Source organism: Thermopolyspora sp. NPDC052614, from assembly GCF_040678635.1.
Classification (GTDB): Bacteria; Actinomycetota; Actinomycetes; order Streptosporangiales; family Streptosporangiaceae; genus Thermopolyspora.
Genome location: NZ_JBFATZ010000002.1, coordinates 1 through 14,764, shown reverse-complemented (window position 1 = coordinate 14,764; position 14,764 = coordinate 1). Strand labels below are relative to the sequence as shown.

Annotated in this window: 16 protein-coding genes; 6 read left to right on the top strand and 10 right to left on the bottom strand. The window is 73.2% G+C overall.

Annotated features, from left to right (window positions below; genetic code table 11):
* Window positions 1-126: 126 nt before the first annotated feature.
* The 6 genes from AB0K60_RS03630 to AB0K60_RS03605 all read left to right on the top strand — a co-directional run bounded on the left by AB0K60_RS03630 (window position 127) and on the right by AB0K60_RS03605 (window position 6,053).
* Window positions 127-1,719: an acyl-CoA carboxylase subunit beta gene (locus tag AB0K60_RS03630; protein ID WP_364048194.1), complete on the top strand. Its 1,593-nt coding sequence runs from the start codon at window positions 127-129 to the stop codon at window positions 1,717-1,719.
* 121 nt (window positions 1,720-1,840) lie between these two features.
* Window positions 1,841-2,065: an acyl-CoA carboxylase epsilon subunit gene (locus AB0K60_RS03625; protein ID WP_364048192.1), complete on the top strand. Its 225-nt coding sequence runs from the start codon at window positions 1,841-1,843 to the stop codon at window positions 2,063-2,065.
* Between the two features lie 100 nt (window positions 2,066-2,165).
* Window positions 2,166-3,110, top strand: coding sequence for an NYN domain-containing protein (locus AB0K60_RS03620; protein WP_364048190.1), 945 nt, complete (start codon window positions 2,166-2,168; stop codon window positions 3,108-3,110).
* 180 nt (window positions 3,111-3,290) lie between these two features.
* Window positions 3,291-4,796: an Ada metal-binding domain-containing protein gene (locus AB0K60_RS03615; RefSeq protein WP_364049263.1), complete on the top strand. Its 1,506-nt coding sequence runs from the start codon at window positions 3,291-3,293 to the stop codon at window positions 4,794-4,796.
* Window positions 4,793-5,293, top strand: a complete 501-nt coding sequence (locus AB0K60_RS03610) for a methylated-DNA--[protein]-cysteine S-methyltransferase (RefSeq protein WP_364048188.1) — start codon at window positions 4,793-4,795, stop codon at window positions 5,291-5,293. The genes AB0K60_RS03615 and AB0K60_RS03610 overlap by 4 nt, the downstream gene beginning before the upstream one ends.
* Window positions 5,294-5,477: 184 nt before the next feature.
* Complete coding sequence (locus AB0K60_RS03605) at window positions 5,478-6,053, top strand: hypothetical protein (RefSeq protein WP_364048186.1); 576 nt, start codon at window positions 5,478-5,480, stop codon at window positions 6,051-6,053.
* Between the two features lie 66 nt (window positions 6,054-6,119).
* Here the strand turns inward: AB0K60_RS03605 and AB0K60_RS03600 are convergent, their stop codons facing one another.
* From AB0K60_RS03600 to AB0K60_RS03555, 10 genes are all read right to left on the bottom strand, one after another.
* Complete coding sequence (locus AB0K60_RS03600) at window positions 6,120-7,133, bottom strand: hypothetical protein (RefSeq protein WP_364048184.1); 1,014 nt, start codon at window positions 7,131-7,133, stop codon at window positions 6,120-6,122.
* A gap of 41 nt (window positions 7,134-7,174) precedes the next feature.
* Window positions 7,175-7,870 (bottom strand): hypothetical protein, encoded by a 696-nt coding sequence (locus tag AB0K60_RS03595; protein WP_364048182.1) that lies wholly within the window; start codon window positions 7,868-7,870, stop codon window positions 7,175-7,177.
* Between the two features lie 93 nt (window positions 7,871-7,963).
* Complete coding sequence (locus tag AB0K60_RS03590; RefSeq protein WP_364048180.1) at window positions 7,964-10,795, bottom strand: bacterial transcriptional activator domain-containing protein; 2,832 nt, start codon at window positions 10,793-10,795, stop codon at window positions 7,964-7,966.
* Window positions 10,796-10,877: 82 nt separating this feature from the next.
* Window positions 10,878-11,303, bottom strand: coding sequence for a pilus assembly protein TadG-related protein (locus tag AB0K60_RS03585; protein WP_364048178.1), 426 nt, complete (start codon window positions 11,301-11,303; stop codon window positions 10,878-10,880).
* Window positions 11,300-11,683: a TadE family protein gene (locus AB0K60_RS03580; protein ID WP_364048176.1), complete on the bottom strand. Its 384-nt coding sequence runs from the start codon at window positions 11,681-11,683 to the stop codon at window positions 11,300-11,302. Before AB0K60_RS03580 ends, AB0K60_RS03585 begins: the two co-directional genes overlap by 4 nt.
* Window positions 11,680-12,117, bottom strand: coding sequence for a TadE family protein (locus tag AB0K60_RS03575; RefSeq protein ID WP_364048174.1), 438 nt, complete (start codon window positions 12,115-12,117; stop codon window positions 11,680-11,682). The genes AB0K60_RS03580 and AB0K60_RS03575 overlap by 4 nt, the downstream gene beginning before the upstream one ends.
* Window positions 12,104-12,349: a hypothetical protein gene (locus tag AB0K60_RS03570; protein ID WP_364048172.1), complete on the bottom strand. Its 246-nt coding sequence runs from the start codon at window positions 12,347-12,349 to the stop codon at window positions 12,104-12,106. Before AB0K60_RS03570 ends, AB0K60_RS03575 begins: the two co-directional genes overlap by 14 nt.
* Window positions 12,350-13,267 (bottom strand): type II secretion system protein, encoded by a 918-nt coding sequence (locus AB0K60_RS03565; RefSeq protein WP_364048170.1) that lies wholly within the window; start codon window positions 13,265-13,267, stop codon window positions 12,350-12,352.
* Window positions 13,260-14,138: a type II secretion system F family protein gene (locus tag AB0K60_RS03560; RefSeq protein ID WP_364048168.1), complete on the bottom strand. Its 879-nt coding sequence runs from the start codon at window positions 14,136-14,138 to the stop codon at window positions 13,260-13,262. Before AB0K60_RS03560 ends, AB0K60_RS03565 begins: the two co-directional genes overlap by 8 nt.
* Window positions 14,135-14,764 (bottom strand): CpaF/VirB11 family protein (locus AB0K60_RS03555; protein ID WP_364048166.1); only part of this gene is annotated, 630 nt, incomplete at its 5' end. The genes AB0K60_RS03555 and AB0K60_RS03560, both read right to left, overlap by 4 nt.

Genomic DNA, 14,764 nt, shown 5'->3' with positions numbered 1-14,764 from the left:
CGCCTCAAAGGAGCAGAGACCGGTCTCGCAAAGTGGACTAGACCACTGGTCAGCGTAGATTTCCGGCAAACCGACCCGTCCGGCCCACCGCAGGGCCGCGCGGCCCCGGCGATTACGCTGTGCCTCATGACCGCTGAGCCCGTCCCGGAACCGATCGACATCCACACGACCGCGGGCAAACTCGCCGACCTGCGACGGCGGCGGGAGGAGGCGCTGCACGCCGGCTCGGCCCGCGCGGTGGAGAAACAGCACGCCAAGGGCAAGATGACCGCGCGGGAGCGGATCGAGGCGTTCCTCGACCCGGGGTCGTTCGTCGAGTTCGACGAGTTCGCCCGGCATCGGGCGCACGCCTTCGGCATCGACGCGAACCGGCCGTACGGGGACGGGGTGATCACCGGGCACGGCACGGTGAACGGGCGTCCGGTGGCGGTGTTCAGCCAGGACTTCACGGTCTTCGGCGGCTCGCTCGGCGAGGTGTACGGCGAGAAGATCGTCAAGGTGATGGACTACGCGCTCAAGGTCGGCTGCCCGGTCGTCGGGATGAACGACGGCGGCGGGGCGCGCATCCAGGAGGGCGTGGTCGCGCTCGGGCTGTTCGCGGAGATCTTCAAGCGGAACGTGCACGCCTCCGGGGTGATCCCGCAGATCTCGCTGATCATGGGCCCGGCCGCGGGCGGCGCGGTCTACTCTCCCGCTTTGACCGATTTTATTTTGATGGTGCGAGAGAAATCGCACATGTTCATCACCGGGCCGGACGTGATCAAGACGGTGACCGGCGAGGAGGTCACCTTCGAGGAGCTCGGCGGCGCGCGCACCCACGGCTCCCGGTCCGGCGTCGCGCACGTCGAGGCCGAGGACGAGGCCGACTGCCTGGAGTTCGCCCGCGAGCTGCTCGGCTACCTGCCCTCCAACAACCTCGACGAGCCGCCGGTCTACGACGCCCCCGCCGACCTGGAGATCACCGACGAGGACCGCGAGCTCGACACGCTCATCCCGGACTCGGCGAACCAGCCGTACGACATGCACGAGGCCATCCGGCACGTGCTCGACGACGGCGAGTTCCTGGAGATCCACGCCGGCTTCGCGCCCAACATCATCGTCGGCTTCGGCCGGGTCGAGGGCCGCTCGGTCGGCGTCGTGGCCAACCAGCCCATGAGCCTCGCCGGTACGCTCGACATCGACGCCTCCGAGAAGGCCGCCCGGTTCGTCCGCACCTGCGACGCGTTCACCATCCCGGTGCTCACCTTCGTCGACGTGCCCGGCTTCCTGCCCGGCACCGACCAGGAGTGGAACGGCATCATCCGGCGCGGGGCCAAGCTACTGTACGCGTACGCGGAGGCCACCGTGCCGCTGGTCACCGTCATCACCCGCAAGGCGTACGGCGGGGCGTACGACGTCATGGGCTCCAAGCACCTGGGGGCCGACGTCAACCTCGCCTGGCCGACGGCGCAGATCGCGGTGATGGGCGCGCAGGGCGCGGTCAACATCCTCTACCGGCGCGAGCTGGCCGTCGCGCAGGACCCGGACGCCGAGCGGGCCCGGCGGGTGCGGGAGTACGAGGACGCCCTCGCCAATCCGTACCTGGCGGCCGAGCGCGGCTACGTCGACGCCGTGATCCTGCCGTCGGAGACGCGGGTGGAGGTCGTCAAGGCGCTGCGGGCGCTGCGCAACAAGCGCAGGACGCTGCCCCCGAAGAAGCACGGCAACATCCCGCTTTGACACCTCGGCCCTTACTCCCTACGGTGTTTGTCACCGAGCGCTCTTGGCCGGTCGCGCATGGTCAATGGCGTTCCGGACGGCTGGCGGTCCGCCGGGAGGCGGGCCGGGAGAGGAGGGCCAGGTGGCCGAAGGCGACGAGATCGTCGAGGGTCCGCCCCGCCTGCGGGTGATCCGGGGCGACGCCACGCCCGAGGAGCTCGCCGCGCTCGTCGTCGCGCTCGCGGCGAGGGCCGCGCCCGCGCCGCCGGAACCCGTGCGCGCCCGGGACAACTGGAGAAGGCCCCTGTTGCGCGCCCCGCTGACGCACGGCGCGGGAGCCTGGAGGGCCAGCGCTCTCCCCCACTAGATGCCCGGAAGTGGGTGTCAAGTAGTCCAAGAGTTGGGACTATCTAAAAAGGGGGCGCAGCAAGCCGACCGCATACGGAAGACGAGGCCTGGAGGAGAGCATGGCCACCCCGGACCTCACGGCCCATCCGGTAGCCGCGAAATACGCGATTCTCGTGGACGTGGGCTACCTCTATGCCGCAGCCGGCGAGGTCCTGCTCGGGGCCAAGGAGCGCAAAGAGTATCGGGTGGCGGCCGACGAACTCATCCAGGCGCTGAAGAAGCACGCGATGGAACGCATCCCCGGCGAGCTGCTGCGCGTCTACTGGTACGACGCCGCCCGCGACCGCGTGCCCACCGTCGACCAGCGCGTCATCGCCCAGCTTCCCTGGGTCAAGGTACGGCTCGGCAACCTCAACGCCCGCGGCCAGCAGAAGGGCGTCGACGCCCAGATCCGCAGCGACCTGGAGGCCCTCGCCCGGCACCACGCCGTCACCGACACCGTGCTCATCGCCGGCGACGAGGACATGGTGCCCGCGGTCGAGGCCGCCCAGGCGTACGGGGTGCGCGTGCATCTGTGGGGCGTGGAGCCCCCCTTCGGCACCAACCAGGCCGAGCGCCTGGTGTGGGAGTCCGACACCGTGGAGATCCTCGGCGCCGACTTCCTGCGCAACTACTTCAGCCGCGCCCCGCAGCCGGTGGCCCCCGCGCCGTCGCCGCCCTCCCCCGCCCAGGTGTTCGCGGGCCGTACCCCGATCGTCAAACCCCCGGCCAAGGCCCCGATCGGCCAGGTCACCAAGCTCGGCCCGAGCCGCCCGCGCGTCGAGGAGGTCGGCGAGCACGTCGCGCAGAAGTGGATCCTCACCCGGGGCCGCGACAACATCCGCGACCTGCTGCCCGGCCCGATCCTGCCCACCGTCATCGACACCGAGCTGCTGATCGAGGCGGAGAAGGAGCTGGGGCATTCGCTGCGCCCCTACCCGGAGGCGCGGGTGTGGCTGCGCGACGGCTTCTGGGCGCGCGTCTACCGCGAGTTCGACCTCGGCGTGGGCGTCTCCTCCAAGTGACCGCCCGCCCGTGCCGGGGCCGGACGGCGAGGTCCGATTCCCGCCAGCGCCGTGGGCTGAACTGCGGATAGCGTCGAAGACGTGTCCATCACAACCACCGCCACAACCACCGCCACAAGCAGGGCCACAACCAGGGCCGCAATCACGACCACGGCCTCGGCGCACGGCGCGGAAGGACCGGTGCCGACGCTGGACTTCGACTCGTGCTACCGGGCGCTGACCGCGCGGGACGCGCGGTTCGACGGGCGCTTCTACACGGCGGTGACGACGACCGGCGTCTACTGCCGTCCGATCTGCCCGGCGCGCACGCCGGGGCGGCAGAACGTGCGCTTCTACCGGCACGCGGCGGCGGCCGAGGCGGCCGGATTCCGGCCGTGCCGGCGTTGCCGCCCCGAGCTGAGCCCCGGCGACCCCGGCTGGGACGTCCGCGCCGACCTGGTCGCGCGGGCGCTGCGGCTGATCGACGACGGCGTGGTCGACGAGTACGGCGTGGCCGGGCTGGCGTCGCGGCTGCACGTCACCGAGCGCCACCTGCACCGGCTGTTCACGGCCGAGCTGGGGACCGGGCCGCTGTCGGTGGCGAGGACGCGCCGGCTGCTGCTCGCCAAGCAGTTGCTCACCGAGACGGCGCTGCCGATCGGCGATGTGGCGTTCGCGGCCGGGTTCGGCAGCCTGCGGCAGTTCAACGCCACCATGAAGGAGGCGTACGGCTTCGCGCCCACCGAGCTGCGCGGCGCTCGCGCCGGGGGCCGCGTCACCAGGCGTGCCGTTCCCGGCCACTCCGCCGATCCCGGCACGGACGTCGGCGCAGGTCCCGGTACGGGTTCTGGTTCGGGCTCCGGCGCGGGCACGGACCACGGCGTCGGGGTGGAGCCAGCCAGGTTCACGCTCCGGCTGCACTACCGGCCGCCGTACGACGCGCAGACGCTGCTGGGCTTCCTGGCCGCACGCGCCATACCCGGCCTGGAGAAGGCGGATATTTCCGGATACAGCCGGTTGGTCCCCGGGGGAACGATCACGCTCGCCCCGGCGAACGGCCACATCGCCCTGCACGTCGCCACCGCCGACGCCCGCCTGCTCGCGCGGATCGTGTCGCGCTGCCGCCGCCTGCTCGACCTGGACGCCGCGCCGGACGCGATCGCGTCGGTGCTCCGGACCACCTCGCTCGCCCCGCTGGTCGAACGGCGGCCGGGCCTGCGCGTCCCGGGCGCGTTCGACGGATTCGAACTCGCCGTGCGGGCCGTCGTGGGCCAGCAGGTCTCCGTGGCGGGCGCGCGCACGCTGCTCGGCCGGATCGTGGCCCGCGCGGGCGAGCCGTCCGGCGATGGCCACCTGTTCCCGACGCCCGAGCGGCTCGCCGAGGCCGACCTCGACGGCCTCGGGCTCACCACGCGGCGGATCGCCACCCTGCGCGCCCTCGCCCGGATGGCGGCGGACGGCGAGATCGACCTCGACGGCGCCCAGGATCCGGCCGAGGTGGCCGCGAGCCTGCTCGCCGTACCGGGGATCGGGCCGTGGACGACCGGCTACATCGCGCTGCGGGCGCTGCGCGACCCCGACGCGTGGCCGAGCGGCGATCTCGGCCTGCGGCGGGCGATGCGGCGGCTCGCGATTCCCGACGACGACATCGAGCGGTGGCGCCCCTGGCGGGCGTACGCCGCCCTGCACCTGTGGAGCGCATCGTGATCCTCACCCAGACCCTGACCACCCCGATCGGGCCGCTGTCCCTGCTCGTCCGCGAGAACACGCTGGTCGCGGCCGGTTTCACCGCCGACCCGACGGAGCTGTACGACCGCCTGGCGCCGGACCTGCGTGCCCTGCCGCTGGAGCGCGTCGACGACGTGGGCAAGGCGGCGCAGGCCGTACGGGACTACCTGGACGGCAACCTGACCGCGCTGGACGCGATCCCGGCCGAGCAGCCGGGCAGTGAGCGCCGCAGGAAGCTGCACGCCGCGCTGCGGGCCGTGCCGCCGGGCATCGCCGTCACGTACGCGGAACTCGCCGAGCGCGCGGGCATGCCCCGCACGGCGGCCCGCGCGGCCGGAGGCGCCTGCGCGCGGAACCTGATCGCCCCGTTCGTGCCCTGCCATCGGGTGGTGCCGTCCACCGGCGGCGTCGGCTCCTACTACTACGGGCCGCAGGTCAAGCGGTGGCTGCTGCGCCACGAGGGCGCCCTGACCTGACCACGAACGCGAGAGTAACTCACAATCTCGCGTCCTAGTGTATCAGCGGGCGGGGTGTGTGGCTCTGTCAGACGGCGGGTGTTCCCGGCCGTCGCATGAAAGGGGACGGACATGGCCACGCTGAGACCTGACAGGACATGGCGATCTCCCCGGCGGGCGGACCGAGCATGCGGAGGTCGGTCCGATGCCTGACGAATGGAGCGACGAGGAACTCCTCGCCCGGCTCGCCGACCTCCTGGCGGGCGCCGACGCCGTTCCGCCCGCCCTCGTGGACGCCGCCAAGGCGGCCTACGTCTGGCACGACCTCATCGACCCCGACCTCGCCGACGGCGCCTTCCCATCGGACTCCGCCTCCGAGATCTCCGGTGAGGAGTTCGAGCACCGTCTCGCCACACCCGTCTGGGACACCGGAATCGTCGAACTGCCCCTCGACGCCGGCCTCGCCCGGCTGACCTTCGACTCCGCCCTCGCCGACCGGGAGGCTCCGCTGACCCGGACGTCGGCCGCCTCCCGGGCGCTGACCCTCATCGCCACCGAGCTGACGATCGAGCTGGAGATCAGCAAGGACGTCCTGTACGGCCAGTTGATCCCCGCCGAGCCCGGGGAGGTGCGCATGGGCACCGTCTCCGGCGAGGCCATGACGGCGATCATCGACGAGATCGGCCAGTTCACGCTGCGGGGGATGCCCGGCGAGCCGTTCCGGCTGCACTGCCGTACCCACTCGGGCGTGACCGTGTGCACCACCTGGATCTGCCCCTGACGGGCCGCACGCCGTGATCGCCCGCAGCCTGCCGCGGAACCCCGCAGTGAAGCGGCCGCTCGCCGGTCAGGAGGTGGAGTCGCGGACGGTGCTCTGCACCTCGCCCACCGGAACGTCGATGGTCGTGGCGGCGCGGATGGGGGTGAAGCCGGGCCCGCCGATCGGCTGGGTGGAGGTGACGGCCACCCGCCAGACGGTGGTGACGGTCAGCTCGTAGACGCCGCGGGGGCGGTCGAGCGAGGCGCGCAGGTAGCGGACGCCGCAGGTGAAGGGGGCGTCCTTGACGTAGGGACGCCCGGCGGCGCCGCACTGGTTCTTCACCTCGGCGCGGTCGGCGGTGGTGCCGGGATCGATCTCGATGCCGGTACGCGTGGCCGTCACCGTGGCGCTCATGACGCCTGGCAGGGTCGCGGTGACCGAGCGGGTCGCCTGGGTGCTGCCGGGGAGCCAGACGAAGGTGGGCAGGTTCACATAGCTCTTGGCCTCGGGGCTCAGCTTCAGGCGCGGCTCGGGCACGGTCAGGGCGGCGCGGGCGATCTCGGCGAGTTCGCGGACGGTGATGCCGCCCGCCGGGGTGGTGCCCGTCGGGACGAACACGAACGCCTCAAGCCCGGACCAGCAGGCCTGGCCGGCGGGGTCGGCGGCGTTGTAGGCGGGCTTCCACCACCGGCCGTCGTCGTCGAGGCGGTCCCGGAACTGCTGGAGGAACCGCTCGAAGTCCTCGTCGGTGGCATCGGGGTTGAAGTGGCGCCAAATGGCGCGCAGGCCCTCCTGCTGCTTGAGCATCTCGGCCGGCTTCAGGTCCGGCTCGTACCAGCAGGGACGCTTGAGCCGGTGGCCGTCGGTCTTGCCGCCGCGTACGTGGCCGGTCAGCTTGATCGTCGAGTTGGCGAGCCGGACGCCGACCTCGCGCCCGCGCTGGAACGCCTCGCCGGACGCGCCCGAGGCGGCGGGCGGCCGGGGGTCGGCGGCGTGCGCGGTCGCCGGCAGGGCGGAGGCGAGCACCGGGATCACGGCGGCCATCGCGATCGCGGGGCGCCACGCGGCCCGAGGGGCACGCCAGGCCGTCGATGAGGGCATCCTCCGCCTTATTGTCCGCCTCCTCATCCACACGCCTGCTCTCATCGCACGCACTCCTTCGCACGTTCGTCGGGATGCTCGGCATAGCGCAAGTTGGCGACCCGCCAGGTGCCGTCGTCGCCGCGCCGTACCCCGGCGGCCTGGAAATGCACGGCCTGGGTGCCCTTGGTCCAGGCGGGCTGGACGGCGGTGGCGCGGCCGGTGGCGGCGTCGGTCACCCGTACGCCGGACCTGTCCACGCACGCGTCCACCTCGGCCCCTCGGCCCACCACGGCCGCCACCCGCAGTGCGTAGACGCGAACGGTGCCTTTGGCGGCATTGGCGCGTTCCATGAACGATCGCACCCACTCGTAGGCGCTTCGGGTCGCCATCCCCTCCACGGTCGTGCCGTACGAGACGTCCCGGCCGCCGGTCGCGATCGCGCCCCAGACGTGGGTGTAGTAGTCGGCGTATGCCTTGATCATGGCCTGCTGCTCGGGCGCCAGCCCGGACGGCCACTCGATCACGACCGTCATCCCGGGAGCGGCGCTCACCTTCTCCACCCGCGGACCCGAGGACGAGCTGCCCTCGGCCTCCCCGCCGGCCGTACGCGGCGCCGCCGAGGCGTTCCCGGCGGAGGGATTCCCGGCGGAGGCGTTCCCGGCCGGGGCGTCCCCCGGGACGAACGTCTCTTCTTCGCCCGCCGCGCATCCACAGGCCAGCAGCGCCAACGCCGTGGCGGCGGCCACCCATCGCATGGCACGAACGGTAGGCAGGCTCCGGCGCGGGCGGCCATCGTTATGCGGAGATCGGCATGACAGCGGCTGATCGCTCATTTCGTCGCGTCCCCTTCATGCGGACGGGAGGGAATGGGAGGGCAGGGCGTGCAGGCGCCACGTGGGCAGCAGGTCGTCGATGAGCGCCTCCGTCTCCGGCGCCATGCCCCCGCCGTACGGGTGGGAGGCCGCCCGCCGCTGCAGCGCGTCGGCCACCGCGCGCAGGCGGGCCGTGTCCCCGGTCGCGTGCACGGCCCGCAGCAGCGCCCGCCACAGCCCCTCGTCGTCGGCGGCGAGCAGCAGCCCCGCCCGGATCGCGGCCACCGCGGCGTCCGGGTCGCCCTGGGCCAGGCGCATCTCGCACAGGCGCAGGGCCGCGTCGGCGACGGCGGCGGTCACGTCGTACTCCAGGTCGTCGGCGGCCAACCACGCGTACCGGCCCTCCGGGCGGTCGCCGAGCAGCGGCCCGCGCACCAGGCCGAGCGCCCGTTCCAGCCGCTTGGCCTGGGCGGGGCCGTCGCCGCGCGCCCGGCGGGTGAGCGCGGCGAACATCTGCCAGTCGGTCTGGACCTCCGGGCCGAGTCGCAGCCTGCCGGTCGCGTCGGCGTACAGGTGGGGGCGGCCGACGCTGTCGAGGCCCAGCCAGCGGGCGACCCGGGCGATGGTGGCGTCGCGCACCTCGGCCTGCACGCCGCGCGGCCACAGGATGCCGCCGAGCACGACCGGGTGCACGCCGCCCGGGTGCGTGGCGAGGTAGACGAGCATCTCGTGGGCGAGGTCGGCGCGGCCCTCCTCCAGCGGGGCGACCGGCGTGACCTCGATGGGTCCGAGGATGCGCACCTCGATCGCGGGCGGCCCGGCGGGCGGCGGAACGTCCGACGGCAGCGGGTCGCCGCGCCGTTGCCATGCCGTGCGGAACAGGTCGATGACGGCGTCGTGGTGCCTGCGGGGCAGCAGGTGCGCGGTCGCCTCCAGCCCGAGGGTGTCCACCCGGACCCTGCGGTCCTCGCCGATCTCCCAGGTCCAGGTCGCGTACGGCACCGCCCCCGCCACCACGTACCCGGCGGCGGAGCGGACCCCGGCGCGGGCGAGCACGGCCAGGCGGCGCGCCTCGTCCGCGTCCGGCCGCAGCGCCGACAGCAGGTAGTGCGGCGGCCAGGCCGGGTCGGCGGCGCTGCTCGCGATCCGGCCGGTGAGCACGTCGTCCGGCCCCGGCGGACGCGCCGCCCGCGCCTCCAGCTCCGGCAGCACCTCGGCGAGCGTGTCCACGCACCGCACCCGGTCGGGCGCGATCATGGTGAGGTCCTCGCCGAAGCCCACCAGGGTGATGCGCATGCCGTCGGACCACCGGTTGGTGGCGAGCTCGACGGCGAGAGCGGCCAGCGCCTCGGTGGTGTGCGCCCCGATGATCGAGATCAGCCCGTACGCCGCCTCCAGGTCCACCATCAGCCGCCCGGTGCCGTCGGTGCCGAGCGAGACCAGCCCCGGGTACGGCGCGGCGACGTCGGCGAGCGCCTGCTCATCGACGCGCCTGCCCTCGTGCGCGGCCAGCCGCCACACCCGGCCGTCGTCGTGCGCCGTCCACGGCTCGGGGGCGTCCGCCTCGGGCGGGTGGATCCACAGATCGACGCCGTGCTCCGACAGGTGGGCGGCGTAGATCGTGGGCGGGGTCCGGCCCTCGTCGGCGAGCCGCCTGCCGAGCAGCCGCAGCCCGAGGTCGAGCATACGGCTGCCGGGGGCGTCCGAGCCCAGGCGCAACGCCACCTCGGCGTCGGCGGCGTCGCCCTGCGGGCGGGGAATCCGGTGGCCGAAGGCCCGCTGCCACAACTGCTCCCTGCGCCGCCGCCCCAGCGCGGCGAGCACCCCGGCCGCGACGAGGGAGCCGGTCGCAAGGTAGTCGAGCAGGTCGGGCCACGGTTCTCGTACGCCGCTTCCCACATAACCGCCGTCGGCGTCGCCGGAGCCCTCGGGGGCTTTCGCGTCCCCGCCTCCGGTGGCGCGGGCGTCCCCGGCACGCTCGTCGGATCCAACGCCTCCCGCGTCCCCGTGCCCCTCCGAGTGCCCCTCGAAGTACTCGGTGCGGTCGTCGGCCTCGGCCGGTTTGCCGGGATGCTCGTCCAGCGTCCGGGGCCGGTCCTGATTCTCCGGTACGACATGCACGTTGACGGCGTCGTCCGGCATGTCGAGCACCCAGCCCGGCCGGATCAGGTCCGCCATGCGCAGCCGCGACCCGTCCGGCTGCTCCTTGTGCTGGTTGAGCCGGTAGATCTCGTGGTAGCGCCGCCCGTCCCCGAGGCACTTCTCGGCGATCTCCCACAGGCTCTCGTGGTGGCGGCCGTGCGGGGGCTGCACCACGTACACCTTCTTGACCTTGCGCACGTCGAGCGACGGCCGCGCCGCCTCCTGCGCGCCGGTCGTCTTCTCCTGGCCGATCTCGGCGGTGGCCGCGACCGCGGGCCGGGGCGGCGCGGAAGACCCCGACCCGATGATCGGAGCGGCCATCGCCGAGACCGTGAACAGCAACAGGATGGCCGAGACCAGCCTGTTCGCCAGCGCCTGGGTGCCGCCCGCGAACGGGACACGGGCGGGCATGCCGACCCTGCGGATCCCCGCGTACACCTCGACGATCACGCACAGGGCGAGCTGCAGCCAGGCGAGCCACACCACGAGCACCAGGATCGCGACGATCGTCTCCGATCCGAGGCGCTGGGTGAGCAGATCGACGTTGAGCAACTCCCCCGTCAGCGGCGGCCCGGCGTACCGCAGCAGGGCGAGCGGGACGCCGCCGAGCAGGGCGGCCAGCAGGATCAGCGCCCCCAGCCCGGCCAGCACGTCCCCGACCGTGCGCCCGGCCCGGATCCGCACCGGCCGCCGGTCGGCCCGTGCGGACCTGTATGGCGCGGCCATGCCCTCTCCTCCCCGTACTCTCAGACTCGTCGCCGGACGCCCCCTCGGCCACCCGACCAACCGGATCGGTCTGGCCGCCCCGTCATGGCGCGTCGTCCCCGTCGTCGGGACCGGCGGTGGCCCCGGCCTCCATCTCGTCGCCGTCGAAGCCCAGCGCGGACAGGAAGAACGCCTTCCACGGCACGCTGACCACGACCGTCACCTCGTCGTCGCCGGCCTCGCAGCGGGGCATGCGCGCCCCGTCCACCGCCTGGGCGTCGATGATCTCCTGGGCGCGGCGGCACACCGCCTCCTGATCGGGCCGCAGCACGATCCGCCCGCCGGCCCGCAACCGGTCGATGTCGATCTCGTCGGCCGCGGCCCGCGCGCCCTGCTCGGCGATGTCCGCCGCCCGCAGCCGCGCGTTGATCGCGGCCCCGCCGTCCACGAGCAGCCCGGCCAGCAGGAAGACCACCACCGAGAAGATGACCACGAATACCGACATCGACCCCCGCTCGGCCGCCGTCATTCGACCCTCCGCAGCCGTTCGAGCGGCACCACCGCGCTGCCCGTCATCTCGCGGGTCGCGCCGAACCCGAGGAAGGCCAGGTCGAGCTCGCAGGTCACGTTCGCCACCACGCTGCCGCCCTCCTCCCAGCGGGCGTCGTCCAGTTCGACCCGCGGCTCGCAGTCGGCGCCGAGCGCCGCCTCGGCGGCCTCCCGCGCCGCGGTCCGCGCCGCCTCGAACGTGCGCTGCACGGAGGCGGCCCGCGCCGCGTCCCTGGCCGCGCCGTTGACCTCCCCCTGCGCCTCGACCACGCGCCCGGCCCCCACCAGGAACAGCAGGAAGATGAGGAAGACCGGCGCGAGCATCACGGTCTCCACCGCCATCGACCCCCGCTCGCTCACTGGCACCCCTCGGATCCGTCGTCCGGCCGGAAGCACTCGACGGGCCCGCCGAAGCGGGAGGTGATGGTGAAGCTCAGCTCGGGAAGCAGCGGGATCACCTGTACGGCCGCGCCCGTCACCTCGACGCCGCGCTGATCGCCCTTCTCCCAGGTACGCACGGTCACGTCGCCGAGCAGGCGAGGACCCACGGCCCGCACGATCTGCTCCGCCTTGGCCCGGGCGTCGTCCTCCCAGCCGCTCTCCCCGCCCGCCCTGGCGATCCGCGCCCCTTCCCGCGCGGCGGCGTCGGCGACCTGCCGTCCGTGGAACCACAGCGCCACCTGGACGATGAGCAGCACGACGGCGAGCACGATCGGCATGATCATGGCGAGCTCGATGACCGACGCCCCCTTGTCGGCGGCCGTACGGGTGGAGGGGCGGTCATCGACCGGCATCGGCGCCGCCGCCGTTGCCGCCGCCCCCGTTGAACGCGTCCTCGATCTCGCCCTGTTTGTCCTCGACCAGGCTCCGGATGAGGGTGGCGAGGCCGAGCGCGACCCCGGCGATGATGGCGGTGATCACCACCCACTCGACCGCGGAGGCGCCCTTGGTGGGGGCGGTGCGCGCCCGGTGCAGCCGGACGCTCAGCAGGATCAGCAGGTAGGACAGCCACGGAGGGGCGAACATCTAGACTCCCAACATCTTCATAGCGGCCGGAAAACTCAGGAAAACCACGAAGCCGGCGCACAGCAGCAGCTGCGCGACGAGCATCGACTGGGACCGCTCCCCCGCCTGTCCCTCGATCTCGGCGAGTTCGCGGCGGCGCAGCGTGGCCGCGCGGGCGGTGAGGGAGGCGCGCACCTTCGCCCCGTCGTCGGCGACCAGGCCGAGCGCGGCCGACAGGTCCCGCAGCTCATCGACGTTGATCTCGTCGCCGAGCCGGCCGAGCGCCTGCCAGGGGGTGATGCCGACGATCCGGGCGTTGCCGAGCGCCTCGCGGATGCGGGCCATCGCCCAGTTGCCGTCGTCGCTCACCGCGACGGCCATCATCAGCGCCTCGGGCACGCCGCGTCCCCCGGCCAGGTTCATCGCCACCAGGTCGAGGAAGGCGCCCACGGCGTGCCGGAAGTCGCGCCTGCGTACGGCGGCGTCCTTGCGTACCTGCAGGTCGGGCAGGAAGAAGAAGACCGCGGCCGCGAGCACGGCGCTCCACAGCGGCACGTGCGGCGAGAAGCCCCAGCCCATCAGGAACACCCAGGCCACCAGCACCGGGAAGATCAGCAGCCCGGACAGCGCGAGCAGCGCCTTGGTGGCGAGGAAGCCCTCGAAGGACCTGCCGAGCAGCAGCAGGTCGGCCCGGATCGACCGGACCTCCCAGCCGCGCGTGGCGTAGAACCGCGCCAGGCGCTCGCCGAGCCCCTGCCGTAACGCGCTGACCTTCTCGTCCGGCGTGACGATCCGCATGCGCGGCGTCTCGCCGCCCTCGCGCGCCGCGTCCAGCGCCACGAGCCGGGCCACCAGCCCGGGACGGGCCGGGAACAGGGCCCGGATCAGCAGGAACACCCCGAGCCCCGCCAGGGCCCCGAACAACGCCGCCTCAGTCATCGCCGCTCCTCGCCGCCGACGCCGCCAGCAGGCGGGCCGGCTTGTCGAACCGGGCGAGCCGCCGCATCCACGCGAAGCCCGCGCCGAACAGGGCGGCCACCACCACGAGCACGGCCTGGCCGAGCAGGCTGTCGTACTCGCTCACGTAGGACTGGTTGAACAGGATCAGCAGGGCGGCGAACAGCAGCGCCACCACGACGACGATCTGCACGCTGCGCCGGGTGGAGCGGCGCTCGGCCTCCACGCGGCGGCGCATGTCGAGCTCCTCGCGCGCGGACACGGCGAGCGCGCCGAGCACGTCGCGCAGGCCGGGGCCGCGCAGGCGGGCGTTGAGGATGAGCGCGGCCACCACCAGGTCGGCGGAGGAGTCGTCGAGCTCGTCGGCGAACTCGCGCAGCGCGTCCGGCAGCGGCATGCGGGTGTGCAGCCGGTCCACCAGCGCCCGCAGGTGCGGCCGGAGCGTGGGCGCGGCGGCCCGCACCGACGAGGGGATCGCCTGCTCAAGCCCGGCCGCGCCCGCGATGGTGTCGCGCAGCGACTCGGTCCAGGCGGCGAGGGCCTCCAGGTTGCGCATGGCGAGGCGTTCCTCGGCCGCGCCGCCGGTCAGGCCGCGCCAGGCGAGCACGAGGAGCACCGCGCCCGCCGTCATCACCGGCCAGCCCGTGATGATCAGGACCAGCGCGCCGGTGATGATCGCCACGCCCGTCCGGGTGGACAGGGCGCGCAGCAGTTCGCGGCGGTCTCTTCGCGGTCCCGGTTTGCCGATTTTGCGGGGCAGGCCGTACAGGGCGAGGCCGAAGAGGAACAGGCCGCCGCCGATGGCCGCGCCGGCGAGCATGACGAACGGGTCGAGCAGCTCGATGGGGATCACGACCACACCTCCATCGCCGGGTCGTAGCCGCAGACCGCCAGTTCCTCGACGCAGGAGATCGGGGCGTGCGGCACGGCCGAGCCGTCCGGGCCGGGGGCGAAGATCTCGCTGGACAGCACCCGGCCGTCCACGCCGGTGACCTCGCGGATGCTGGAGACGAAACGCCGGAGCGTGCCGCCGCGCGCGTAGTCGTTGCGTTTCTCGATGAACACCACGAAGTCGATCGCGCCCGCGATCAGCATGTGCGTCGCCTCGATCGGCAACCGCTCCTCCGCCTGCAACGCGTAGGTCGCGATCCGGTTGAACACCTCCATCGAGGAATTGGCGTGAATCGTCGACAGCGACCCGTCGTTGCCCTGCGTCATCGCGTTCAGCATCGTGACGATCTCATCGCCCAGCACCTCGCCCACGATCACCCGCGAGGGGTTCATCCGCAGCGACCGCCGCACCAGCTCCGCCATCGTGATCTCCCCCTGCCCCTCGGAGTTGGGCAGGCGGTACTCGAACGCCACCACGTTGGGATGCAGCTCGGGGAACTGATCCAGCCCCAGCTCCAGCGCCCGCTCCACCGTGATCAGCCGCTCGTTCGGCGGGATCTCGTTGGCCAGCGCCCGCAGCAGCGTGGT